The organism is Streptomyces sp. NC-S4, from assembly GCF_054353315.1.
Genome location: NZ_CM135937.1, coordinates 3,708,898 through 3,733,114 on the forward strand (window position 1 = coordinate 3,708,898; position 24,217 = coordinate 3,733,114).

Consider the following 24,217-nt stretch of genomic DNA (forward strand, 5'->3'; position numbering starts at 1 on the left):
CGCGCCCCGGCCCTTACGAGCCCTCGGGCTTGAGGGTCAGGGTGTCGACCGTGGCCTTCTCGACGGCGTCCTTGCCGAAGGGCCACTCCAGCAGCTCGCCCTTGGCCCACATCGTCGTCTGGTCCGTGTAGTGCGCGTTGTACGCGTGCCCCGAGGCACCCGTCAGGTTGATCCAGCGCGACTTGTCGAGGTCGTTGAGGTTCACGACCATCCGCATCGACGGGACCCATGTGACCCCGTACCCGCTGGAGGCGTTCCAGCCGGTCGCGTTGACCGTGGCCTCGCCGCCGCCCACGTTCCACGGGCCGCGGTTGAGGAGCCACTGCATGAAGCCGGGGCCCTCGGTGCCGATCGTCTGGTTCTTCAGCGTCAGCTGGTGCAGCCGGCCCCAGCTCCAGGTGGACTGGTCCTTGCCGAGCTTGGCGGTCAGCTCCCAGCGGGCGTCGCGCATGGCGCGGGCGAAGAGCTCGTCGCGGGTGGTGGCCGCCGGCTGGGTCACCGTCCGCGGCGAGGTCCACCACGGCGACTTCTCGTCCTTGACCAGGCGGCGGACCACCTCGAACCAGCGGTCGCCGCCGTCGGGCTGCGCCGAGTCGGAGCCGCGGGTGCCGCATTCGCGGACCGTCTTGGCGAGGTCGTCGGCCGGGCCGGTGCCGTTGCCGAGGACGTTCATGCAGCTGCCCTCGATCCGCAGCTCCTTGGGCATCTTGTCGCCGAAGGACAGCTTGAGGATGTTGCGCCAGACCGCGTTGAAGTAGGCCGCGGCCGCCGAGTCGGGCTCCTGCGTGTAGTTCCAGCCGTCCAGCAGCTTCTGCGCGGCGCGCACGCCCGGGTCCGAGACCTCTATCTTCGCCAGCATCGGGGTCAGCAGCGCGGCGATCTCGCTGCTGTTGTCCATCTGCATGGTGCGCATGTCGTCGGTCGAGATCCGGCCGCCGTCCTTGATCTTCGCCTCGATGAGGTCGTTGATCCGCTGGCTGCGGGCGCCGTAGCCCCAGTCGGTGGTCAGCAGGTACGGGTACTTGCCCGCGCCGGTCCCGCTCTCCACGACGGCCTGGTTGGCCGTGACGATGTAGCCGCGGGACGGGTTGGAGTCCCAGGGCATCTCGTTCTGCGGGATGTATCCGGTGTTGCTGTCCTTGCCGCCCTTCCAGGCGTACTTGGAGTCCCAGCCCGGGGCGGGCATCCGGCCGTCGTGCTGGCCGCGCACCGGGATGCGGCCCGGGGCCTGGTAACCGATGTTGCCGTTGGCGCCCTTGTTGTCGGCGTAGATCAGGTTCTGCGACGGGACCTCGAAGTCGGCGGCCGCCTTGCGGAAGTCCTCGAACGTCTTGGCCCTGTCGAGCTTGAAGACCGCGTCCATGGACTTGCCCGGGTCCAGCGCCGTCCAGCGCAGGGCGACGGCGTAACCGTCGCCGCGGTCGGGGGCGGAGCTGGCGACGGGGGCGCGGGTGCCGACCGTACCGAGCTGCTCGCTGCGGTCGGAGACGAGCGGGCCGTTGTTGGTGGTGCGGACGGTGATCTTCTTGCTGTCGCCGCCCGCGACCTTGATGACCTCTTCGCGGGTGGCGAAGGGGAGCACCTTGCCGTCGTAGACGTAGCCCTCGGGCTTGACCTGCTCCAGGTAGAGGTCGGTGACGTCGGCACCGAGGTTGGTCATGCCCCAGGCGATGTCGGTGTTGTGGCCGATGACCACGCCGGGCATGCCGGAGAAGGTGTAGCCGGCCACGTCGTACTGGCACTGGGCCGAGACGGTGCGGCAGTGCAGGCCCATCTGGTACCAGACCGAGGGCAGCTGCGGGGACAGGTGCGGGTCGTTCGCGAGCAGCGGCTTGCCGGTGGTCGTGTACTTGCCGGAGACGACCCAGGAGTTCGAGCCGATGCCGCTGCCGTTGGGGCCGAGGATCGCGGGGATCTTGTCCAGGGTGTCGGCGAGGGAGCTCAGCTGGGTGCGCAGGCCCACGGTCGCACCCTGGGCAGCGGCGTTGTCGGCCAGGCCGTTGGCCGGGCCCGTGACGGTCTGGGTTCCGATGGTGTTGGCGCCGCCGGAGCCGTTGCCCGAGCCGGTCCCGGAACCGGAGCCCGTGCCGGTGCCGGTGCCCTGCGGGGTGTACTTCCCGCCGTCGACCTTGCCGCCCTCGACGATCGGCTTGTTCCGGTCGAAGGGGTACGGCGGGTAGAGCTCGTCGATCTGCGCCTGCGAGAGCTTGGTCGCCATCAGCGCGCGGTCGATCTCGTCCTGCATGTTGCCGCGCAGGTCCCACGCCATCGCCTTGAGCCAGGCCACCGAGTCCACCGGCGACCACTGCTCGGGCCGGTAGTCGTCGCTGAGCTTGAGCGCGGCGTGCTCGACGGAGAGGTCCTTGCCGGACTTCCCCTTCAGGTACGCGTTGACCCCGTCGGCGTAGGCCTGGAGATACTTCTTGGTCTCCGTCGAGAGCTTCTTGTCGAACTCCTCCTGCGCGACCTGGCGCCAGCCCAGCGTGCGCAGGAAGGCGTCGGTCTCGACCTGGCCGGAGCCGAACATCTCGGAGAGCCGGCCGGACGTCATGTGACGCCGTACGTCCATCTCCCAGAACCGGTCCTGCGCGTGCACGAAGCCCTGCGCGCGGAAGAGGTCGTCGTCGTTGTCCGCGTAGAGCTGCGGAATGCCGTGGGCGTCGCGCTTGACCTCGACGGTCCCGGTCAGGCCCGGCACCTTGAGGGAGCCGGTCGTCTGCGGGAAGGAGGCGCGCACGCTGTCCACGCTCCAGTACGCCCCGTAGCCGAGGCCCGCGAAGAGCGCCAGGACCAGGACGAGCACGATCAGACGGGCGCGTCGTCCCTTCTTCTTGACGGGAGGAGCGGTTTCGTTGGCGGGCATCGCTGTCCTTAGAGGGGCAGGGTGGTCCTGGGAGTACTGGGAGCAACCATAGGCGTACGACCGCCTCCGTTGATCCGCCAGGGGTCCAGGTGCTGAGGACAGGGGGGAACAGGCGTTTCACAATGTGGTTATCGCGTAAAGGGCGCGTCAAAGATTAGGTAAGGTAACGAACTACTTGCCGAACTTGTCGCCGGGAGGCTCGATCCGCCGGGCGCATTGAGGAGGGCCGCCCGCTGACTGTCCACACGCTCAATGAGCTGCTGCTGGTCTGCTCGCTCGTGCTGCTCGTCGCCGTGGCGGCGGTACGCATCTCTTCACGCAGCGGCCTCCCCAGCCTGCTCATCTACCTCGGCATAGGCATCGCCATAGGCCAGGACGGGATCGGCAACGTCGTTTTCGACAATGCCGAGCTGACCCAGGTCATCGGTTATGCCGCACTCGTCGTGATCCTCGCCGAGGGTGGTCTGGGCACCAAGTGGAAAGAGATCAAGCCGGCCCTGCCGGCCGCGGTCATGCTGTCACTGGTGGGCGTCGCGGTCAGCGTGGGCGTGACGGCGGCGGGGGCGCACTACCTCGTCGGACTGGAATGGCGCCAGGCCCTGCTGATCGGCGCGGTCGTCTCCTCGACCGACGCGGCGGCCGTCTTCTCGGTGCTGCGCAAGGTGCCGCTGCCCGCCCGGATCACCGGCGTCCTGGAGGCCGAGTCCGGTTTCAACGACGCACCCGTCGTCATCCTCGTCGTGGCCTTCTCGACCGTCGGCCCGGTGGACGAGTGGTACGTCCTGATCGGCAAGATCGCCCTGGAGCTGGCGATCGGCGCCGCGATCGGCCTGGCCGTGGGCTTCCTGGGCGCGTACGGGCTGCGGCACGTGGCGCTGCCCGCCTCCGGCCTCTACCCGATCGCCGTGATGGCCATCGCGATCGTGGCGTACGCGGCCGGCGCCATCGCGCACGGCTCCGGCTTCCTGGCGGTGTACCTGGCGGCGATGGTGCTCGGGAACGCGAAGCTTCCGCACTGGCCCGCCACCCGCGGCTTCGCCGACGGGCTCGGCTGGATCGCCCAGATCGGCATGTTCGTGCTGCTGGGCCTGCTGGTCACCCCGCACGAGCTGGTCCGCGACTTCTGGCCGGCCGTGATCATCGGGCTGGTGCTGACGATGGTGGCGCGCCCCCTGGAGGTCTTCATCAGCCTGCTGCCCTTCCGGATCTCCTGGCAGGAGCAGGTGCTGATGTCGTGGGCGGGCCTGCGCGGAGCCGTGCCCATCATCCTGGCGACCATCCCGATGGTGTCCGGGATCGAGGGCAGCGACCGCGTCTTCAACATCGTCTTCGTGCTGGTCGTCGTCTACACCCTGGTACAGGGGCCGACCCTGCCCTGGCTCGCGCGCAAGCTGAACCTCGGGAGCGGGGACGAGAGCGCCCTCGACCTCGGGATCGAATCGGCGCCCCTGGAGAAGCTGCGCGGGCACCTGCTCTCCTTCTCCATCCCGCCGGCCTCGCGGATGCACGGCGTGGAGGTGAGCGAGCTGCGGCTGCCGCCGGGGGCCTCGGTCACGCTGGTGGTCCGGGACGCGAAGAGCTTCGTACCGGCGCCGTCCACCGTGCTGCGGCACGGGGACGAGCTGCTGGTGGTGGCCACGGATCCGGTGCGGGACGCGGCGGAGGCACGGCTGCGGGCGGTGGCCCGGGGCGGCAAGCTCGCGGGGTGGCTGGGCACGGGCGGACCCGTTTCCCGCTAGCGCGAAGCCGGGGCGCCGCTCACTGGCAAAACGTGTTAGAGCATCGTTCTAATTCAGCCGAGTTCGCTGAGATATGCCCACTTTTGCCTGCTTTTTCGGGCTCTTTACCTGCGAACCAGCCGTTAATCCCAGGCGAAGACACCCCTTGTCACCGAATTCACAAGGCGTGGTAGTGGCTTTCCCTGTACGATGAAGGCACACCAGATCGAACCAACTCTGCCTGACGCAGAGCTGGCGCGACCGCAAAGCGGCCGTGGCACCACCCCGACGTGGGCGCCCAGGTATCACTCGGTTCTGCGCAAGAGGACAGCTCTCGGGGCTCCCACATGTACGGGTGCGGCCGCTCACAAGGCGGAGCACCGTCCGCAGACGGGGACGCTCTACCAGGCAGCGGAAAGGCAAGGCCGTGACATCCGCGGTCACGACCGACACGTCCGCCCGCCCCGGATACGGGCAGCTCCTGCGCACTCCCGGCGCCCTCGGCTTCGTACTCCCCGGCTTCGCAGCCCGGCTCCCCTTCGGCATGCTGACGATCAGCATCCTGCTGCTGGTCCAGCACACCACCGGTTCCTACGGCAGCGCCGGCATCGTCGCCGCCGTCACCGGTATCTCCATGGCCCTGTCCGCCCCGCTGATGGGCATCTTCACCGACCGCTTCGGCCAGACCGCCGTCCTGCTGCCCGTGGTCCTCGCGCACTCCGCCGCCGTCATCGGCCTGGCCGCGCTCGCGCTGCTGGACGCGCCGGTCCTCGCGCTGGCGGCCGCCGCCGTACCCACCGGTGCCACGGTGCCGCAGGTCGGACCGATGGTCCGGGCGCGCTGGGCCGCCAAGCTGGAGGGCTCGCCGCTGCTGCCGACGGCCGCCGCCTTCGAGTCCGTCACCGACGAGTTCACCTTCGTCGTCGGACCGGTCCTGGCGACCGCGCTGTGCACCGGCGTCCACCCGGCGGCCGGCCTGGTCACCGAGGCCGCCCTCACCCTGCTCGGCGGCCTGCTCTTCGCGGCCCAGCGGGCCAGCCAGCCCAAGACGCACGCCCCGTCGGCCACCGGCGAGAAGCGCGCCTTCGCGCTGTCCTTCCCCGGCCTGCGCGTCCTGATCTTCGCCTTCCTCGGGATCGGCGCCGTCTTCGGCGGCATGCAGGTCTCGCTCGCCGCCTTCTCCAACGAGATGGGCAACCCCGGCGCCAACGGCCTGCTCTACGGGGTCTTCGCCGCGGGCAACATGATCGCCGGTATCGCCATGGGCGCCATCGCCTGGAAGATCGGCCCGCGCCGCCGGCTGATCCTGGGCTACATCGGCCTCACGGCCGCCGCCTCCGTCCTGTGGGCGGCGCACTCGATGATCCTGCTGGGCGCGCTCGGCCTGGTCGTCGGCCTGTGCATCGCCCCGGCGCTGATCACCGGCTACACGATGGTCGAGGCGCTGGTCCCCGCGAACGCGCGGACCGAGGCCTTCACCTGGCTGACCGGCTCGATCGCCTTCGGTCAGGCCATCGCCGTCATCCTGGCCGGCCGCCTGACGGACGCGCACGGATCCTCGTTCGGCTTCCTGGTGCCCATGGGTGCGACCGCGCTCGCGCTGACCGCCCTGCTGGCGCTGCGCGCGAGGCTCGCCCCGAAGGCCCCGAGCCGGATCGTGAACGTCTCCGCGCAGGAGGACGCGCCCGCGGCCCCCGCGACGGCGGAGGCGAACACGGCGAACACCGCGAACACGGCGGCGAAGACCCAGGAGACCGCCCGCACCACCCCGTCGTCGGCCTCCCGTAACCGGGTGAACGAGCGTGGGATGGGTCACCGCGTGCCGGTGACGGTGGACTGATCCGCCGGAATACGTCACCATGGAGCGTCGTTAGCACTCATTGAGTCAGAGTGCCAGGAGGAAATTCGTGCCGACCTACCAGTACCAGTGCACCGAGTGCGGTGAGGGCCTTGAGGCCGTGCAGAAGTTCACCGATGACGCACTGACCGTGTGCCCGAGCTGCGACGGACGCCTGAAGAAGGTGTTCTCCGCGGTCGGCATCGTCTTCAAGGGCTCCGGTTTCTACCGGAACGACAGCCGTGGCGCGTCGTCGAGCAGCACGCCCGCCTCGAAGCCGTCGTCCAGCTCCTCGTCGTCCTCGACGTCGACCCCTGCCGCCGCTCCCGCCGCCTCGTCCTCCTCGACGTCGTCGAGCTCGTCGAGCAGCAGCTCCACGTCGGCCGCCTGATCGCTCCTTCCCGAGGCCCCGCCGCCCTTGCCGGCAGCGGGGCCTTCGGCATGCTCACGGCAGGGCCTTAGGGTGGACCGCATGGTGAACGCAGAGATCGGTGTCATCGGCGGCTCGGGCTTCTACTCCTTCCTGGAGGACGTCTCCGAGATCCAGGTGGAGACCCCGTACGGACCCCCGAGCGACTCCCTTTACGTGGGTGAGCTGGCCGGCCGCCAGGTGGCCTTCCTGCCCCGGCACGGACGCAGCCACACCGTCCCGCCACACAGGATCAACTACCGGGCCAACCTGTGGGCCCTGCGCTCGGTCGGCGTCCGCCAGGTGCTGGGCCCGTGCGCGGTCGGCGGTCTGCGGGCCGAGTACGGGCCGGGCACGCTGCTCGTTCCCGACCAGCTGGTCGACCGTACGAAGGCCCGGGCCCAGACCTTCTTCGACGGTGAGCCGCTGCCGGACGGATCCGTTCCGAACGTCGTGCACACCACCTTCGCCGACCCGTACTGCCCGGTGGGCCGGTCCGTGGCGCTGGCCGCGGCCCGCGGGCGGGACTGGGAGCCGGTGGACGGCGGCACCATGGTCGTCATCGAGGGGCCGCGCTTCTCGACGCGCGCCGAGTCGCGGTGGCACGCGGCGGCGGGCTGGTCGGTGGTCGGCATGACCGGCCACCCGGAGGCGGTCCTCGCCCGCGAGCTCGGGCTCTGCTACACCTCGATGGCCCTGGTCACGGACCTGGACGCGGGCGCGGAGACCGGCGAGGGCGTGTCCCACACCGAGGTCCTGAAGGTGTTCGGCGAGAACGTCGGGCGGCTGCGCGAGGTCCTCTTCGACGCGGTGGCGGCCCTGCCGGCCACGGAGACCCGGGACTGCCTGTGCACGCACGCGCACGACGGGTGGGACCTGGGCATCGAGCTCCCGTAAGGGCCGTCCGCACTGGCCGTCCGGGACGCTCCGGCGGGCCGACCGCCGACCCGAAGGGGTACGGGCCGCCCGCCACCGGTCCCCGAGGCCCTCGCGGAGGACCTCGGGGACCGGCTCCCGGGCGCGCTCGGGACCGCTGCCGCGGCGCCCGGGGAGGAAGGCGTCCGACGAGCCGGCCGACGGCTGTCACATTCGGCGCGGCTGTCCGGTCCTCCCTGGTGACGGCGGAAAACGAAGACCGCCCCGGCCAGGGAGACGACTGTCATGCCGCGTATCTCGCTCACCCCGCCCCGCACCCTGCTGATGCGGATCGGCGCCTGGTACTCGCGCCGTACCTACGGCAAGGTGCTCGACCCCGGGCAGGCCTACGGGCACAACTCCCGCGTGCTCTTCTCCTACGTCCGGCTGGAGCGGAGCGTGGCGAAGTGGAACGCGCTCGACGCCGGGCTGAAGCACCTCGCCGTGATGGCGGCGGCGGCCCGCATCAACTGCTCGTGGTGCATGGACTTCGGCTACTGGGAGGGCCACGAGCTGGGCCTGCCGACGGAGAAGATCGAGCGGGTGCCGCGGTGGCGGGATTCCCGTGAGGTGTTCACCGAGCTGGAACTGCTGGTCATGGAATACGCCGAGGCCATGACCGAGACCGAGCCCGCGGTCACGGACGAGCTCGCGCGGGAACTGGTCGCGCGGCTCGGCGAGGCGGCGTTCGTCGAGCTCACCGCCATGGTCGCGCTGGAGAACTGGCGCTCGCGCGTCAACAGCGCCTTCGGCCTGACCAGTCAGGGCTTCGCGGAAGCCTGCCAGGTCCCGACCGGGCGCTGATCCCGGCAGCGGGCGGCCGGGGTGCTGCCCGGTTGCCCGGCCGCCCGGCTGCCGGATGACTGACTCGTACGGGTGACGGGGTTGTCCACAGTGCGGGGATCGTCCACAGGCTCCGGCGGGATTCCCCGGGAGGCCGGATCGTGGGATGTGTCCGGGCGCCGGGTCCGGGCACAGCAACTCACTCGGTCTGGTGGTGTTCGTCATGTCCCTTACTTCCGCAGCCCCTTCGTCCTGCTCCGCTCCCCGTGCCGCCGCCCTCGCTCCCGACGCGTGCGCGACGTCCTCCGCGTGTCCTCCCGCGCGCCCGGTCCCGTCGTTCCCGCCGCTTCGCGTGGGGCGGGGCGGGGACCGGCTGCGCCGGGCCGTGCGACGACGGCGGCGGGCCGCCTCGGCCGCGCTGGCCGTCGTCGCGGCGGCGGTGGCGGTGGGCGGGACGGAGGCGCAGGCCTCGCGGGGCGTCGCAAGGCCCGAGACACGGGCCGCTCAGCGTGCGGCGCCACCCGCCGCGGTGCGGATGGTGTCGGCGCCCGTGCGCATCGCGGACGCGGCGACGGTGCGGCTGCTGCGGCGCGGGGACCGGGTGGACGTGGTCGCGGCGGAGCGCGGCGGGCCGCCGAGGGTGGTGGCCGCGGGAGCGCTGGTCGCCGAAGTCCCCGATCCGGACAAGGGTGTTGCGGACGGTGGGGCGCTGGTGGTGCTGACCGTTGCGCGCGACACCGCGCGGGATCTCGTGGGTGCGGGTGCCACGGCGCGGCTGGCGGTGACATTGTGCTGATTCGCACAGCCGGCCAGCCGATTCACCTCAAGGTGGGGGCCGATTGGACACGCCGCGCCCGGACTGCCGTAGTTTTCGGAACCGTTGACTCCGTGTTCGGCAGATGTGAAGAAAGGCTCGGTCGTGAGCGAGAAGAAGAAGGAGAGCGTGCTGGCAGGCTTCAAGGCCTTCCTGATGCGCGGCAACGTGGTCGACCTGGCGGTGGCCGTGGTCATCGGCGCCGCGTTCACGAACATCGTGAACTCGGTGGTCAAGGGGATCATCAGCCCGGTGGTGGGCGCGGTCGGCACCAAGAGCCTGGAAGGCTACAAGTCCTGCCTGAAGGCTCCTTGCGCCATCGGCCCGGACGGCCAGCCGACGGGTGTGGAGATCCTCTGGGGCGCGGTGCTGAACGCGACGCTGACCTTCGTCATCACCGCCGCGGTCGTGTACTTCCTGATGGTGCTGCCGATGGCGAAGTACCTCGCCAGGCAGGAGGCCCGGCGCAAGGCGAAGGAAGGTGTCCAGGAGGTCGTCGAGATCACCGAGCTGGAGCTCCTGAAGGAGATCCGGGACGCCCTGGTCGCACAGCGCGGCGGCGGCGGCACGCCCCCCACCGGTTCACGCGGCGGCTTCTGACCTCTCCGGCCGCCTCGCGCGGTCAGACGTGGTGCGGGGGCTTCTCGTCGAGGAAGCGGGCCAGGTCGGCCGCGCTTCCGCCGGCGGGCGGCCGCTCGCCCCAGCCGCGGTCGGTGTCGTCCGAGGACTGCTGGTCCAGCGGGTCGTCGAAGACCAGCCTGGGCTTGGGCCGCGGCTTGTCGGCCTCGGGGGCGGTACGCGAGGCCTGCGGGTCGGGGGCGGGGGCGCTGCTCATGCCTCCAGGGTACGGCCGCCCGCTGCCCCGGCCCGGACCCCCGCCCGGACCCCGGCCCGGTCCGGCCGGGCGCCCCGGCTGCGGGGCGGCGGGCGCGGGGCCGCCGGCACACCGCCGGGCACGTGGCGCCGAAGCCGATGAGGGGCCGGTGACGGCGCCCGCCTCCGTCCGTGACCGCTGCGCGGCCGGGGACCGCGCCTCGCATCCGCCCGGGGCACAGGGGCCGCACGGGCCGCGCGTCCGCCCCGCCGCAGGCCCCCGCCTCTGGTCTCCTGGCCGGTATGGCCTACTCCCCCATGACCGCTCGCAGCCCCGGCGAACTCCACCGTGCCGCCACCCCGCTGGAGCTGTTCTTCGACCTCTGCTTCGTCGTCGCCATCGCCCAGGCCGGCGCCCGGCTGGTGCACTCGCTCGCGGAGGGCCATCCGGGCGCCGGGGTGGTCGGCTACTTCTTCGTCTTCTTCGGCGTGTGGTGGGCCTGGATGAACTTCACCTGGTTCGCCTCGGCGTACGACGTGGACGACGTCCCGTACCGGATCGCGACGCTCGTGCAGATCGCGGGTGTGCTCGTGTACGCGGCCGGGGTGAGCCGGGCCTTCGACGACAACGACTGGGCGGTCGCGGTCACCGGCTACATCATCATGCGCGTCGCCCTGACGGCGCAGTGGCTGCGGGCGGCCGCCGGGGAGCAGGGCGAGGCCCGGAGGTCGGCCCTGAAGTACGCGGCCGGACTGGTGATCTGCCAGCTGGGCTGGATCGGCCTGCTGTTCGTCCCCGACGACCTGAAGCGCTGGCTGTTCGTCGTCCTGCTCGTCGCCGAGCTGGCGGTTCCGGTGATCGCCGAGCGCGGGCACCAGACGCCCTGGCACGCGCACCACATCGTGGAGCGGTACGGCCTGTTCACCATCATCGTGCTCGGGGAGACGATCGCCGCGGCCACGGTGGCGGTCAAGTCCGCGATCGACGAGCACGAGGCGCTGGACCAGCTGCTGCCCATCGCCGCGGGCGGGCTGCTGATCGTCTTCGCCGCCTGGTGGATCTACTTCGCCGTGCCGATGCACCAGCACCTGAACTCCAACCGCGAGGCCATCCCCTGGGGTTACGGGCACCTGCTGATCTTCCTCTCGGGCGCGGCGATCGGTGCCGGCATCGAGGTCGCGGTCGAGCACGCGGTGGGCAAGGCGCACATCTCCCAGGTCGCCGCGAACGCCGCCGTCACCGTCCCGACCGCGCTGTTCCTGCTGATGGTGTGGCTGCTGCACTCCCGCCACTTCAAGCGCGGCCTCGCCCAGCAGCTGGTCCTGCCGGTGTCCGCCCTCGTGACGCTCGCCTGCACCTGGTCGGGCACGTACGCCGTCCTGTGGGCGGGCCTCATCGGGGTACTGACGGTGGCGGTCGGCCTCACCCTGTCCACGCGGGGCACCGCAGCCGCCCACGCCGCCGTCTGAACCCCGGGCCGTCCACCCAGCACCCACGCCCGCACCCGTACCCCGCCGAACCGTCACTCCCGCGCCCCGTCGCCGTTCTCCAGCGCAGGACGACGCGCACCCTTTGGAGGCCCTGCCATGACACTCCCGGCCCAACGCCACGGCACCGACCCCGGCGCGGAGCTGGCCGAGCCAGGTTTCTGGCAGCAGCCCCCCGCCCACCGCCTCGCTGCCTTCGCCCGGTTGCGCGCGGCCGAGGGCCCGGTGTTCGTCCCCGAAGGGTCCGGGCGCGGCCACTGGGCCCTCGTCCGCCACGCCCAGGTACAGGAGGCCAGCCGCCTCCCGAAGGTGTTCGCCAGTGCCCCCGGCGTGACCACCCCCGAGCCGGCCCGCTGGGTGCGGGCCCTGTTCGGGGACTCGATGGTCAACCTGGACGGCCCCGACCACGCCCAGCTGCGCAAGATCGTGCAGCGCGCCTTCACGCCCCGCCTGCTGGCGGCCGCCGAGGAGGACATCCACGCCGTCGCGGCCCGGATCGTGGACGACGTACTGGAGGACGGTCCCGACGAGTTCGTCTCGGCCGTGGCCTCGCGGCTGCCCCTGGAGGTCATCTGCAACATGATGGGCATCCCCGAGCGCTACCGGGCCGAGATCGCCGACCGGGTCAACCACGCCTCCGAGAACATCGGTGTGGAGCGGGGCCTGGCCTCCCGGCTGCGGATGCCCGGGCGCGGGCTGCGCGCGCTCGCCCGGATGCAGCGGATGGTGGCGGGCATCGGGCGGGAGCGGCGCAAGCACCCCACCGACGACCTGATCTCGGCGCTGGTCTGCGCGAACGTCGACGGCCAGGCCCTCGGGGCCCGCCAGCTCGGTGCCTTCTTCTCCCTGTTGATGGTCGCCGGGGTGGAGACCACCCGGAACGCGATCACCCACGGGCTGTCGCTGCTGACCGACCATCCGGACCAGCGGGACCTGCTGCTCTCGGACTTCGAGAAGTACGCGGACGGGGCGGTGGACGAGATGATCCGGCACTCGACGCCCATCATCCAGTTCCGCCGGACCGTGGCGGCCGAGCACACCATGGACGGGCACGTGTTCCGGCCGGGCGACAAGGTGGTCCTCTACTACGCCTCCGCCAACCGCGACGAGGCCGTCTTCCCCGACCCGGACGCCTTCCTCATCACGCGCTCGCCCAATCCGCACCTGGGATTCGGCGGCGGTGGCCCGCACTTCTGCCTGGGCGCTCACCTGGCCCGGGTGGAGATGAAGGCCCTCTTCCGTGAGCTGCTGACCCGGCCGGTCGGGCTGCGGGCGGTGGGCCTGCCGGACCTGGCCGGCTCGAACTTCGACAACCGGGTCCGCTCGCTGCGGTTCGCCTTCGAACGGCCCTGACCACGGTCCCGGAAACGGAACCGGCCACCGGGCAGGCTGGGGGCCCGGCGGCCGGAGCGGGTGGTGGCGGCGCCCCGCCTGCGGTTATCGCTGCACGCGCCGCACGGCGAGCACGCAGTGGGCGCTGCTGGTGAGCACGGACTCGTCGCCCGCGAAGGCCTGCAGGGTCTCCGGCGCGACCGGCTGCCCCGGAACGGCCTCGGGCCAGGCACGGGTGGCGAAGAGGAAGTACGCCTGCCCGCTCTCGTCCGCCGCGGCGACCCACTCGTCGGGGGCGGTGCAGCGCGCGTTCATCCCCGGCAGGGTGAGCGCGATCTGGTTGCCCTCCAGCAGGATCTGCACCGGGAAGGTGGCCGCCTTGAGGGTGCCGTCCATGACCACGTCGCCGATGGGCAGGCCGATCTCCTCCAGCAGCCCGCGGGCGGCCGCCTCGCCGGCCTCCCGGCCCTGCGGTCCGTCACCGAGGGTGTAGGCGAGGAGGTACGGGATGTCGTGCGCCTCTTCGGGGTCTCCGATCCAGGCGAGCACCGAAAGGGTGCCGAGCTGGGACCGGTCGATTTCGGCTTGAGTAGAAGTCATGCGCGCACCCTAGTGGTCTCGCCGCCGAGCCTTTCACGGCCCGTCACCCGGGCGGGCTATACGGCCCAGAATCCCTCTCCGGAATTCGACCGGATGTTCGCGTCCTGGTACTGGAGCCGCGCAATGCGCACGCTTTCCGGAATTTCGAACACCACCCACCCCTCGGCCCGCTCACCCACCTCGAGGGAATCGAAGACGATCGGTTTGCCGGTCGTCAGCTCGCCGGTCTTCACCACCGGGTGACGCCGCCCCGCGCTGTCATGCGCCCACATGCGTCCGAGCGCCCCGTACGAGGCTCCTCCCACGTTGACGAAGGACATCGAGGCGGCCACCCAGCGCTTCCCGGCGGGCGGGGCGAAGTTCTTGTCCACGCTGATCGCCGGGTCCACGAAGGCCCCGAGGTCGACCTGGAGGTGCCGGCCCATCTCCTTGCCGTGCACCCGTGCGGAGCCGCCGACACGGGCGTCCTTCGCACCGCTGCGTCCGGACGCCTCCGCCCCGCCCGGCACCCCGTCGTCCACGACGACCGGCGGCGCGGCGGCGGGCGCGAGGGCGCCCGGCTCCGGGGCGCTCTGGCAGGCGGCGGCACCGAACAGCAGGAGCGGGAGCAGGGCGAGGGCGGGCAGGGGGCGGGCGGGCTGGCGCATGCGTGATCCCTTCGGGGACGTATTGCGGCCAGTTTCACGCGCCCCGGCAAGTAATTGCGAACAACGACACGAGCCTGCGGAGCAAGTGCGTACGCCCACCTGCCACCACAATGCGTTCCGGCGGAATACCACCGCCCACACCCCCAGGAGGAAGAATGCACGTCTCCCCCCGCCGAATGGCCCTGGCGGCCTTCTCCGCACTGGCCGCCACCACTCTGTTCTGCGCTCCGGCCGGCGCCACGGTTTTCAATCAAGGTATTTCCGTACATCACGACGCGTACGTCTCGGGCGACGGAACCTTCACCCTTTCCGGGACGTACCACTGCGAGCAGGCTTCACCCACGGGGGCGATGCAGATCAAGGCGACCGTCGAGCACGAGGGCGGCCGGCTGAGCATCGGCGCGGAGCAGCCCGTCTGCGACGGCACGAAGCGCCGCTGGGTGGCCACGGCCCCGGGCCGCTGGGTGAACGTGCGCCCGGGCCACGCCGTGGTCACCGCCGAGCTCCAGGAGGTCCAGCTGTCGGGCCTGATGCCGAGGTCGGTCGCCACGGTCGCCCAGGACAGGCAGGACGTCGAGGTCCGCAGGCACTGAAGCCCGTGCGCGGCCGTCACGCCTTCCCGGTAGCCGCCGCTACCGGGACCGGCACTCGGGCGCGACGCCCGTCATCGACATGAAGGCCACCGCCTGGCACCCGGGGTCCGCGTGCGGCCGTCCCGTCGTCCGGCCCACGACCGCCGGCACTCCGGCGGCCAGCAGGAGCGCGGCGAGGATGCCGGTCACGGCACCCCTGCTCAGCCTGCGCACAGTGCGTTCCGTTCCATGGTCGGCATCATCGCCCCGGCTCCCGCCGCCCACAACTCGGCGTGTCCGGGCGCTCACCCGGTGCTCCGCGGGCTGCCGCTCGCGTCGAACTCGCACCACACCGCCTTGCCGTCACCCCGGGACTCCACACCCCAGTGCGTGGCCAGCGCGTCCACCAGCAGCAGCCCGCGCCCCGTGGTGGCCGCCTCGCCCGGGGTGCGCCGGCGCGGCCACACGCTGGAGCGGTCCTTGACCCACAGCCGGATCCGCCGGACCGGCTCCGGCAGCACCTCCATCGTCAGCACGGCCCCGCCGTCCGTGTGCAGCAGGGCGTTGACCAGCAGTTCCCCGGCCGCCAGCTCCACGTCGTCGGCGAGCTCCGGCATGCCCCAGTCGCGCAGGGCCTGGCGCAGGGCGTAGCGGGCCTCGGAGAGGCCTTCCGGGTCGGCCTGGTGGACGTACTGGTGGATGCGCGGTGCCCGGTGGGTGCCCGGGTCCGGGGCACGGCGCAGCACCAGCAGGGCCACGTCGTCCCCGGAGCCCCAGCGCTCCCAGAGCCGGTCGGAGAGGTGGTCGGCGAGGGCCGCGGCGCCCTGGGGGCCGCTGCGCACCGCCTGGGCGAGGGCGTCCATCCCCGCGGTGATGGTGGTGCCCGGCTCCTCCACCAGGCCGTCCGTGCACAGCACCAGGGTCTCCCCGGGCACCAGGTCGAGCCGGGTCTCGGGGAACTCCTCGTGCTCGAAGAGCGAGGCCAGCCCGAGCGGCAGGCCGCCGCGCACCTTGGGCCAGCCCGTACGCCCGTCCGTGTGCCGGATCAGGGGTCCGAGGTGTCCCGCGCGGACCGCCCGTACGCCGCCCGTCTCCAGGTCCACCTGCGCGTACATGCAGGTGGCGAAACGCTCGGTGTCCAGCTCGGCGAGGAAGCGCGAGGCCCGTGCCAGCACGGTCGACGGGGGATGGCCCTCCCCCGCGTACGCGCGCAGCGCGATCCGCAGCTGGCCCATGATCGCCGCCGCGTGCGTGTCGTGGCCCTGGACGTCGCCCACCACGACGCCCACGCGGTCGCGGGGCAGCGCGATCACGTCGTACCAGTCCCCGCCGACCTCCCGCCCGCTCCAGGCGGCGTGGTAGCGGACGGCGATCTCCCCGCCGCTGATCTCCGGGATCCGGCGCGGCAGCATGGCGGCCTGCAGGCCGGTCGCGAACTCCCGCTCCTGGTCGAAGAGGAGCGCCCGCTGGAGGGACTGGGCCACGATGCCCGCCAGGCCCAGGCAGAGGTTGCGTTCCTCCGGGCTGAACTCGGTGCGCCGCCGGTAGAAGAGGACCAGCCCGCCGATGGCCTTGGCCTGCGCGATCAGCGGCAGATAGGCGGCGGCGTCGTACCGGATCCGGTTCAGGTAGTCCGCGAGGGGCGGGAACTCGCCGCCGAGATCGGTGAGCGAGGTGACGAAACGTGCCTGCCGGGTGAGGACCACGTGCGAGAGCGGCAGCGAACCGTCCAGCCGGGTGAACCGGCGCTCGCTGAGGATCTCCAGGGACTCCCCGCTCAGTGCGATGATCTTGATGGTGCCGCCCTCGACCAGCCCCAGGGCCAGCCCGTCCGCACCGAGCCGTTCCAGTGCGCCCGCCCCGGTCAGCGCGGCCGTGACGTCGTCGACCGTCACCGCCCGCGACAGGGCCTCCGTGGTCCGCTGCACGATCGTCGTCTGCTGGGCGCGCGCCGCCTCCAGCTTGCGCAGCAGCGTGGCGTGGGCCAGCTCGGCGGTCGCGTCCCGGACGATCCCCACGATCCGCTCGGGCTGCCCGGCGCCGTCCCGGAGCACCCGGCCGGAGGTGTGGGTCCACTGGTCGCGCCCGTCGCGCCGCTTCACCGTGAAGTACGCGCCGTACGTGTCCCCGCCGTCCGCCAGGACGCCTTCGACGATCCGGGTCAGCCGGAGCCCGTCCGCGGACGGGATGCGCCGCCCGACCCCGGGAACGGTTCCGTCGAACTCCCCCGGCCCCAGGTCGAAGACCTTCATCGCGGCCTCGTCCAGCACCACCGTCCCGGCGCCCAGGTCCCATTCGAGGCTCCCCATGCCGTTGAGCGCGAACCGCTCCCCGGGCACGGTCACGGGGGGCCGCCGGACCGGCTCGGGTCCGTCCCGTTCCGCCGCTGCCACGTTCCCCACCACCTAACGGCCGGGCCAGCACGGCTGGGAGATCAGCCGCTCCCACTCCTCGTCAGGATGCCCCGGCAGGGTGCGCCCGGCCTCCCTCCAGCGCTTGACCAGGGAGAGGTAGATCGTGGGCTGGTCGGCGTGGGAGGCCGTCGCGTACGGGCCCGCATACGGCCCTGCGTGCGGCCCTGCGTAGGGCCCCGCGTACGGGCCCGCGTGCGGGGCGCGGTCGTACCCGGCGGCCCTGGCCCGACCGGCGGGCTGTTCCCCGCGGCTGGCGGGAATACGCACCCAGCCGCGGCCCTGCGCTCGCTCCGAGCTCATCACGGACCCCTCTCTCCGCGGATCTCACCGCAGATACGTCTTCGGATGCCCTGGGGGTACCCCCGGAACGGGCCCGGGGGAAGCAGCCGGGACCGGCCGGACGACACCGGGGGAACCCGGCCGCGAACCCCGGGCACCGAGGCGCTTGCGGACTCCTCTCACCAGTCTCCCCGCCGTGAAGCCCGCGCCGTGTACGAATCGCATGGAAGGGCCGAATGAGGGAGCCGTCAGCAGCCCCGCGAAGAACAGTCCGGGCCACGAGGACTCGAACCCGGGGCTCAGCTCCGGCGCCCCGCTTCCCCCCACGGTCCCCAGCGCCGCCCGCAGCCTCGCGTCGAGCAGTCCGAGGCGGGCCAGCTCCGGGACGAAGCCGGTGGCCGCGATGACGTGCTCGGTGTCCAGGACCACGGATTCCCCCGCCCGGGTGGTCAGCCCGAGCCGGGTCCGCCCACCCACCGCCACCGCCCGGTGCAGCCGGTGCCCGAGCAGGACGGGGACGCGCCCCTCGAAGCGGTCCCGCAGCCACCAGGCGCCGGCCGGTCCCAGCGCCGTCGCCGCGATCCGCTCCCGGGTGGGCGCGGGCAGCCGGCGCACCGCCCAGGGCAGCTCCGACCACACCCAGCTGCGCCAGCCGGTGCCGAGGCCGCTGTGGGGATCGCGCAGGGCCCGCAGCGGGGGCCGGTCCAACGGCTGCGGGACGGTGTTCCAGTTCAGCCGGGAGCGCCGGGCGACCAGGGTGGGCAGGGCGCCCTGCTCGGCCAGCAGGGCCGCGGTCTCCAGGGCCGCCTGCCCGGCCCCGAGCACGGCGACCTCCCGGCCCGCGAACCGGCTCAGGTCGCGGTGGCCGCTGCTGTGCGAGTAGTGGGCGGGCGGGAGGTCCGCCAGCGCCTCGGGGTGGCGGACGAAGGGCATCACCCCGACCGCGAGGGCCACCGCGCGGGCGAGCAGGGGCGGCCCCTCGGCGGTGCGCACGCGGAAGCCGTCGCCCTCCGGGGTCACCTCCAGGACGGTCACCTCCTCCACCTCCGGCGCGGCCTGCCGGGCGAACCACATCCCGTACGAGCTGAACGTGCCGATCGGCAGCGGAGTGCCGTGTTCCGCGGTCATGCCGAGGGTGGCGCAGTAGTCGGCCAGGGTGTGCCGCCCGTCCGGCGCGGACAGGTTGGAGGACCAGGGCTCCGACTTGAGGTACATGCCGTCGGGCATGTGGTCGCGCCACGAGGCCATGGGCCGCCCCAGCAGCCGTACGTCGAGCCCCGCGGCCGCCGCGTGGGCGGCGATCGACAGTCCGTACGGGCCCGCACCGATCACCACGAGATCGTCGATCCGCGTCAACTCCGCTCCTCCAGCTCGATGGTCAACGGGACACCAACTCGTCCGGCTCGGCCGAGGTCTCCGGCGGAACGGGACGGGAGGCCGGCACCGCGGGACCGCCCGACCCGGCCGGCTCCTGGTTCCGGCCGCGCTGCCGGGGCGCGCGGACGACCGCGAGCGCCGTACGGCGGCCCTGCCCCGGAACCCCGCGCAGCGCCCGGACCCCCTTGCCCGCGCCCCGCCCCAGCAGGGCGCCGAGCATCGCCAGGAACGGCAGCGGATCGTCGGCGGCGAACCAGGCCGTCTCGACGCTCCCCCGCTCGGCGGCCCGCTCCGGGGCCGCCCCCCGGTCCCTGCCCGTGCCCGCACCCGCACCCGCACCCGCGCCTGCCGCCGGGCCCGGGGACGCGGACGCCCGCGCCGGGCCGGCCGCGGCCGCGGGGACCGCCGCCGGGCGGCGCGGCATCGACCCGCCCCGGGCCCGCGCCAGCAGCGCGTAGTTCTCCGCGACGAACACCCGGCCCGGGCCGCCCGAAGGCTGCGGTACCTGCTGGCCCGTCAGGTCCAGGTACATCGCCTGTACGACGTCCAGCCCGGCCGAGTCCGCGAACAGCCGGAACTGCGCGCCCGGCCGGGGGTTGAAGTCCACCAGCCGGAAGCAGCCCAGCTCGTCGCGGCGGAAGTCCAGGTCCAGGATCCCCTGGTAGCCCAGCCGTTCGGCGAGCCGCAGCCCCGCCTCCTCCACCGCAGGATCCGGCAGCCAGCGCCCCACGGCCGTCAGCCCCGTCCGTACCGGCCAGGACAGCTCCTTGCGGCCCGAGCCCGCGAGCAGCGGACGCCCGCCCCGCGCGAAGGCACCGTGGAAGAACCAGTCCGTGTCCGGACCGGCCGGCAGGAACCGCTGGAGCAGCAGCCTGCTGCCGGCCTCGGCGGAGCGCTCGTAGAGCCGGCGCGCCTCGGCGGTGGTGTTCACGAGCATGGTGCTGCGCAACCCGTCGGCCGCGGTGGGCAGCAGCCAGGGCCGGCTCCACTTGGCGACGACCGGCAGGCCCAGCCGCCAGGCCGCCTCGGCCGCCTCGGCCCCGCTCGCCGGGATCACGGTCTCCGGGTGCGGGACGTCCCACCGCGCGCAGAGCCGCGACAGTTCGGCCTTGTCGGCCACCCGGGCGGGCAGGTTGTCGGGCTGATGGGGAATCCGGAAACGCTCGCGGAGCATCGGCGCGACCCGGGACACGGCGATCGCGCTCAGGTCGTCCATGGCGATGAGCACTGCCGGACGGCCGATCCGCTCCGACACCCCGGTCAGGCACTCCAGCAGCGCCTCGGGCGCCTCGGGGTCCAGCCCGCCCGCCGGCCCGGGATGCACGGCGCGCAGATAGCGCGAACGCCCCATGGGACCTCCCCCGGCCTCGACGACGGCATGGACCTCCACACCCTTGCGGCCAAGGGATCTGACGGCGCCGAGGGTTCCGTGGTGGAACGGATTCCGATCGAGTCTGAGCACAACGGCGGGCACGTGGTTGAGATACGCGGGCATGGAACGGCGTCTTTCACCTAGTCGGACCAAGCGGGGGTGGTGTGCACCTGCTAATGGCCTACGCGGCAGTCACCGAACAGGCCGTTCGTCAGATCTGATGCCTAACGTCTTCGGAAAGCACACCGATTCAGGAAAGCTCGGGAGACGCCATGCCCAGACCACGTCGCCGACTGGCGAGCACCTGCATCGGTACGGTCACGGCCGGACTGCTGGCCACCGGTGCCGCGCTCGCGACACCGGAGAAGGACCGGCCCGGGGGCTCCGACATCGCCATGGGCGCCTATCTCGACTACGGGCCGCCCGGGGTGGCCCGGATCCCGTACCTGTCGAGCTGGCTGGGCGGCAAGAACGTCCGGGTCGGGCACACCTATCTCCCCGGCGACAAGTGGGCCGGCATCGAGGGCAGGGTCTCGTTCCTGAAGAACTGGGCCGACTGGCGCCGGGCCGGGGACGACCGGATGTTCGTGCTCAACGTGCCCATGCAGGAACGGAACGAGAGCCGGGTGCCCGACCACCAGGTGGTCCAGCTGATCCGGGCGGGCGCGCAGGGCCAGTACGACCGGCACTTCCAGCGGCTCGCCGAGCGGCTGGTGGAGCTCGGCGTCCCGGACACGGTGATCGTGCTCGGCTGGGAGATGAACGGCGTCACCTACACCCACCGGTGCGCACCGGACCCGGAGAACTGGAAGGCGTACTGGAAGCGCATCGTCACCACCATGCGCGCCGTACCCGGGCAGGAGTTCACGTTCGACTTCGCCCCGAACAGGGGTACGGACGCGATCGGCTGGACGAAGTGCTACCCGGGCGACGACGTGGTCGACGTCATCGGAATGGATTCGTACGACCAGGGTCCCGGCCAGACCTTCGACGACCAGATCAAGCAGCCGTACGGGCTCCAGCAGCAGGTCGACTTCGCGAAAGCACACGGAAAGCCGATCTCCTACCCGGAGTGGGGGCTGTTCCGGCGCGGGGACAACCCCGAGTACGTGCGCCGCATGCTGAAGTGGATCGAGCAGCACAAGCCGCTCTACCACACCATCACCGACTACTGCCCGCACGGCGTGTGGCAGTGCAAGCAGAACCCGGAGTCCTCGAAGGCCTTCCGCGACGCGCTGACGCCCGTGCGGCCCGGCCCGGTGGTCCCGACCCCGGTGGTGCCCACGCCCGTGGTGCCGACCCCGGTGGTCCCGACCCCCGCGGTACCCACGCCGGTCGTGCCGACCCCGCAGGTGCCGACCCCGCAGGTGCCCACGCCGCAGGTGCCCACGCCGCCGGTCCCGAAGCCGGAGGTCCCCACGCCCACGCCGGTGGCCCCGACACCCGTGGTCCCGACGCCGGTTGCTCCGACCCCTCTGGTCCCCACACCTCAGGTCCCGACGCCCGCGGTCCCGGCGCCCACACCGGTGGTCCCGAGCCCGGTCGGCCCGGCGCCGGTCAGCCCGAGCCCCGCCGTCCCGAGCCCCGCCGTCCCGAGCCCGGTCGCACCGAGCCCGCTCGTCCCGACACCCGAGGTCCCCGACCCCGACCCGGATCCCGACCCGGATCCCGAGCCCACCCCCCGGCCCTCGCCCGCGGTCCCGACGCCCCAGGTCCCGGCACCCTCGCCGGTCGCCCCGAGCCCCGTCGCCCCGAGCCCGGTCGCCCCGAGCCCCGTCGCTCCGAGCCCCGTCGCCCCGAGCCCGCTCACGCCGAAGCCCGAGCCCACGCAGCCGAAGCCCCTGCCGCAGCCCACGCCGCCGCCGGTCAACAGCCGGCACTGGTGCGTCCCGCTCAACTTCGGCGAGTGGCTCTCCAAGCTGGTCGGCACGCAGTCGGTCTGCATCAAGCTGGACTTCGGCAAGGAGTCCGGTCTCTGGCCCTTCTAGTCGGGTCATCGCACCCGCAGTTCGCCCAGTCGCGCCCGCCAGTCCCTGGCGGCCGGCAGTGCCTCCCGCAGGACGTCCACCGCCCGCTCGCGCCCCATGATCTGCGACTCGTGTACGCGCATCAGGGGCGCGAGCGCCGCCGTGGCCAGCAGGAGACGCCGGTTGACGACCGTCGCGGGCCGCCAGTGGTTCTTGTACGGCTCGTTGCCGCGCAGGAAGCTCACCACCGGCCGGCCCTCGGCGAGCGCCCGGCCGGCCTCGTAGCGCAGCAGCAGCGTCGCGACGTCCACCTTCCGCGACCGCAGGTCGGGGTCGGCCCCGTACAGGTAGCCGCCGCTGAGCCCGGCCGACAGCAGCGTGACGTTGGCCGCCACCACCTTGCCGTCCAGCCGGAACTCCGTCAGCCGGCTCTCCCCGGCCCGCACCATCCGCCGCGTGGCCCGGGTCAGGTGCTCGGCGAAGCGGGGCCGCAGGTGCTCGGGCGTCACCCCGCGGCCGCGCCACTGCTTCTCGTGCAGCCGCAGCAGGGTCCGTACGGCGCGCGGCACCTCCTGCTCGGTGACCTCGTGCTCCTCGATCCCGGCGGCGTCGGTCTTGCGCAGTTTGGCCCGCACCCGCTGGGCACCGGAGGCCGGCATCCGCTTGACCAGTTCGTCGAACGGCAGGGTCGGCAGCTCCATGCACGTGGAGTCGGCGAGCATGCGGGAGACTCCGGGCCACTGCCGGTACAGCTCCTCGGCGGCGGCCCCGGGACGTACCTCCCGCAGGTCCACGACGGCGCCGCGGGCGGCCCGGTGCAGCCCGTGGGCCAGCGCCGGGACGACCTGGTCGGCGCACTCCGCGGCCACGAGCACGTCGAAGTAGTCGGTGATGTGTCCGCCGAGCGGCACCAGCAGGGGCATCGGCCGGTGCACGAGCATCAGCGGAGCCACGCCGACCAGCTCCTCGCCGCGCCTGACGAGGACGATCCGGAGCCGGCCGTCCTTGCCGTACGACAGCCACCAGGAGTGGAGCCAGGCGTGGCTCTGGAAGGGGGTGGCGGTGGGGCAGCTACGGAAGAGCCTGTTCCAGGACTCCTCCAGCGCGGCGAACTGCCGGGGGTCGCGGCACAGCGTCACCGACAGGGCCCCGGCGGAGCCCGAACTCATCGAACGGACTCCTTCTCCTTGGCCGGGGCGGGCTCGCCCTGGGCGGGCAACGAGGCGTACTCCTCGGCCGGGGACGGGGCGGCGGCCTCCACCGGGGACCCGGCCGCGGACCCGGTCCGGCCGTCCGCGGAACGCCGCGCGCGACCCGGCCCGGCGAGCAGCCACAGCCCGCCCAGCAGTCCGCCGGCACACATTCCGACGGCACCGCTGATGGCGGCGGACGGGGAGGCGGGCGCGGTCGGGGCGACCGCCTGGCTGAAGAGCAGCAGCTGGACGCCGGTGTTCTTGGCGGCCTGATTGCTGCTCAGGGACAGCGCGTCGGCGACCGCGTTCGCGATGTCGGCGGCCCCGGCGGGGCTCTCGGAGGTACCCGTGACGGCGATCATCGGGGACTCGGGGGAGGTCTCGGCCCGTACCTGGCTGCGCAGCTTCGCGGCGCTGACGCCGGCCCGCGGCTGGGCGTAGGCGAGGGTGGAACTGCTGGTCGCGATCCGGGCGTAGGCCTGCGCGAAGCCGAGGGCCGTGGCCGGCTCGGTCTTGTCGCCGGGTACGACGACGACGTAGCTGGTGGCGGCGTACTCGGGGGCCTTGAGCACCCCGTACGCCCCGCCCGCGGCCAGCCCCAGCAGGGCGCAGGCGGGCAGCGGCCACCACAGCGGCGCCGACGGCTTCCGGCGGCGGGGCCTGCGCTCGGAGCGGCGGTCCGGCTTCCGCTCGGACCTGCTCTCGGCCTTCCTGTCAGCCTTCTTCTCGGGGGTCTTCCCGGGGTTCTTCTCGGGGTTCTTCTCGGACGTGTCGGCCATCGACGTGCTCGCTTCCTGGGTGGAGGGGAGTTCCTTCGGGTCCCG

Annotated in this window: 22 protein-coding genes; 11 read left to right on the top strand and 11 right to left on the bottom strand. The window is 72.5% G+C overall.

The window, feature by feature from the left end; genetic code table 11:
- Nucleotides 1–13 precede the first annotated feature (13 nt).
- Nucleotides 14–2,863: a penicillin acylase family protein gene (locus ACXNSR_RS16235; RefSeq protein WP_458642720.1), complete on the bottom strand. Its 2,850-nt coding sequence runs from the start codon at nt 2,861–2,863 to the stop codon at nt 14–16.
- 278 nt (nt 2,864–3,141) lie between these two features.
- Between ACXNSR_RS16235 and ACXNSR_RS16240 the strand changes: the two genes are divergently transcribed.
- The 7 genes from ACXNSR_RS16240 (at nt 3,142) to mscL (ending at nt 9,939) form a co-directional block, all read left to right on the top strand.
- Nucleotides 3,142–4,602 carry a potassium/proton antiporter gene (locus ACXNSR_RS16240; RefSeq protein WP_458642721.1) on the top strand — a complete coding sequence of 487 codons (1,461 nt, stop codon included), beginning with the start codon at nt 3,142–3,144 and terminating at the stop codon, nt 4,600–4,602.
- A gap of 406 nt (nt 4,603–5,008) precedes the next feature.
- Nucleotides 5,009–6,421 (top strand): MFS transporter, encoded by a 1,413-nt coding sequence (locus tag ACXNSR_RS16245; RefSeq protein WP_458642722.1) that lies wholly within the window; start codon nt 5,009–5,011, stop codon nt 6,419–6,421.
- Between the two features lie 67 nt (nt 6,422–6,488).
- Nucleotides 6,489–6,809: an FmdB family zinc ribbon protein gene (locus ACXNSR_RS16250; protein WP_030386242.1), complete on the top strand. Its 321-nt coding sequence runs from the start codon at nt 6,489–6,491 to the stop codon at nt 6,807–6,809.
- An 81-nt stretch (nt 6,810–6,890) separates the two neighbouring features.
- Nucleotides 6,891–7,724, top strand: a complete 834-nt coding sequence (locus ACXNSR_RS16255) for an S-methyl-5'-thioadenosine phosphorylase (protein ID WP_458642723.1) — start codon at nt 6,891–6,893, stop codon at nt 7,722–7,724.
- Nucleotides 7,725–7,988: 264 nt separating this feature from the next.
- The gene (locus tag ACXNSR_RS16260; protein WP_458642724.1) at nt 7,989–8,546 is read left to right on the top strand and encodes a carboxymuconolactone decarboxylase family protein; all 558 of its coding nucleotides are present in this window, start codon (nt 7,989–7,991) and stop codon (nt 8,544–8,546) included.
- Nucleotides 8,547–8,910: 364 nt separating this feature from the next.
- A complete protein-coding gene (locus tag ACXNSR_RS16265; RefSeq protein WP_458642725.1) occupies nt 8,911–9,321 on the top strand; it encodes a hypothetical protein in 411 nt (136 codons plus the stop codon).
- Nucleotides 9,322–9,444: 123 nt separating this feature from the next.
- Nucleotides 9,445–9,939 carry a large conductance mechanosensitive channel protein MscL gene (gene mscL / locus ACXNSR_RS16270; RefSeq protein ID WP_458642726.1) on the top strand — a complete coding sequence of 165 codons (495 nt, stop codon included), beginning with the start codon at nt 9,445–9,447 and terminating at the stop codon, nt 9,937–9,939.
- A 22-nt stretch (nt 9,940–9,961) separates the two neighbouring features.
- On the opposite strand, the gene ACXNSR_RS16275 is transcribed toward mscL, so the two are convergent.
- Nucleotides 9,962–10,174: a hypothetical protein gene (locus tag ACXNSR_RS16275; protein WP_030009740.1), complete on the bottom strand. Its 213-nt coding sequence runs from the start codon at nt 10,172–10,174 to the stop codon at nt 9,962–9,964.
- Nucleotides 10,175–10,455: 281 nt separating this feature from the next.
- Here ACXNSR_RS16275 and ACXNSR_RS16280 point away from each other — a divergent pair, with 281 nt between their 5' ends.
- Complete coding sequence (locus ACXNSR_RS16280) at nt 10,456–11,622, top strand: low temperature requirement protein A (RefSeq protein ID WP_458642727.1); 1,167 nt, start codon at nt 10,456–10,458, stop codon at nt 11,620–11,622.
- Nucleotides 11,623–11,739: 117 nt separating this feature from the next.
- Nucleotides 11,740–12,993 carry a cytochrome P450 gene (locus ACXNSR_RS16285; protein WP_458642728.1) on the top strand — a complete coding sequence of 418 codons (1,254 nt, stop codon included), beginning with the start codon at nt 11,740–11,742 and terminating at the stop codon, nt 12,991–12,993.
- An 84-nt stretch (nt 12,994–13,077) separates the two neighbouring features.
- Here the strand turns inward: ACXNSR_RS16285 and ACXNSR_RS16290 are convergent, their stop codons facing one another.
- Together ACXNSR_RS16290 and ACXNSR_RS16295 are read right to left on the bottom strand one after the other, a co-directional pair.
- Nucleotides 13,078–13,572 (bottom strand): DUF5949 family protein, encoded by a 495-nt coding sequence (locus tag ACXNSR_RS16290; protein ID WP_030009737.1) that lies wholly within the window; start codon nt 13,570–13,572, stop codon nt 13,078–13,080.
- Between the two features lie 56 nt (nt 13,573–13,628).
- Nucleotides 13,629–14,219 carry a hypothetical protein gene (locus tag ACXNSR_RS16295; RefSeq protein ID WP_458642729.1) on the bottom strand — a complete coding sequence of 197 codons (591 nt, stop codon included), beginning with the start codon at nt 14,217–14,219 and terminating at the stop codon, nt 13,629–13,631.
- Between the two features lie 155 nt (nt 14,220–14,374).
- Between ACXNSR_RS16295 and ACXNSR_RS16300 the strand changes: the two genes are divergently transcribed.
- Nucleotides 14,375–14,812 (top strand): DUF6299 family protein, encoded by a 438-nt coding sequence (locus ACXNSR_RS16300; protein ID WP_458642730.1) that lies wholly within the window; start codon nt 14,375–14,377, stop codon nt 14,810–14,812.
- Nucleotides 14,813–14,851: 39 nt separating this feature from the next.
- Here ACXNSR_RS16300 and ACXNSR_RS16305 read toward each other — a convergent pair whose 3' ends face one another.
- The 5 genes from ACXNSR_RS16305 to ACXNSR_RS16325 all read right to left on the bottom strand — a co-directional run bounded on the left by ACXNSR_RS16305 (nt 14,852) and on the right by ACXNSR_RS16325 (nt 20,212).
- Nucleotides 14,852–15,001, bottom strand: coding sequence for a hypothetical protein (locus tag ACXNSR_RS16305; protein WP_458642731.1), 150 nt, complete (start codon nt 14,999–15,001; stop codon nt 14,852–14,854).
- A 95-nt stretch (nt 15,002–15,096) separates the two neighbouring features.
- Nucleotides 15,097–17,184, bottom strand: coding sequence for a SpoIIE family protein phosphatase (locus ACXNSR_RS16310; RefSeq protein ID WP_458642732.1), 2,088 nt, complete (start codon nt 17,182–17,184; stop codon nt 15,097–15,099).
- 12 nt (nt 17,185–17,196) lie between these two features.
- On the bottom strand, nt 17,197–17,505 hold the full coding sequence (locus tag ACXNSR_RS16315; protein ID WP_458642733.1) for a hypothetical protein: 309 nt from the start codon (nt 17,503–17,505) through the stop codon (nt 17,197–17,199).
- A gap of 24 nt (nt 17,506–17,529) precedes the next feature.
- Nucleotides 17,530–18,831 (bottom strand): NAD(P)-binding domain-containing protein, encoded by a 1,302-nt coding sequence (locus ACXNSR_RS16320; protein ID WP_458643318.1) that lies wholly within the window; start codon nt 18,829–18,831, stop codon nt 17,530–17,532.
- A gap of 31 nt (nt 18,832–18,862) precedes the next feature.
- Nucleotides 18,863–20,212 (bottom strand): carboxylate--amine ligase, encoded by a 1,350-nt coding sequence (locus ACXNSR_RS16325; protein WP_458642734.1) that lies wholly within the window; start codon nt 20,210–20,212, stop codon nt 18,863–18,865.
- 293 nt (nt 20,213–20,505) lie between these two features.
- On the opposite strand from ACXNSR_RS16325, the gene ACXNSR_RS16330 reads away from it, so the two are divergent.
- A complete protein-coding gene (locus tag ACXNSR_RS16330; RefSeq protein WP_458642735.1) occupies nt 20,506–22,221 on the top strand; it encodes a glycoside hydrolase family 26 protein in 1,716 nt (571 codons plus the stop codon).
- A gap of 5 nt (nt 22,222–22,226) precedes the next feature.
- On the opposite strand, the gene ACXNSR_RS16335 is transcribed toward ACXNSR_RS16330, so the two are convergent.
- The gene (locus ACXNSR_RS16335; protein ID WP_458642736.1) at nt 22,227–23,369 is read right to left on the bottom strand and encodes a GNAT family N-acetyltransferase; all 1,143 of its coding nucleotides are present in this window, start codon (nt 23,367–23,369) and stop codon (nt 22,227–22,229) included.
- Nucleotides 23,366–24,172: a YveK family protein gene (locus tag ACXNSR_RS16340; RefSeq protein ID WP_458642737.1), complete on the bottom strand. Its 807-nt coding sequence runs from the start codon at nt 24,170–24,172 to the stop codon at nt 23,366–23,368. The genes ACXNSR_RS16335 and ACXNSR_RS16340 overlap by 4 nt, the downstream gene beginning before the upstream one ends.
- Nucleotides 24,173–24,217 lie beyond the last annotated feature (45 nt).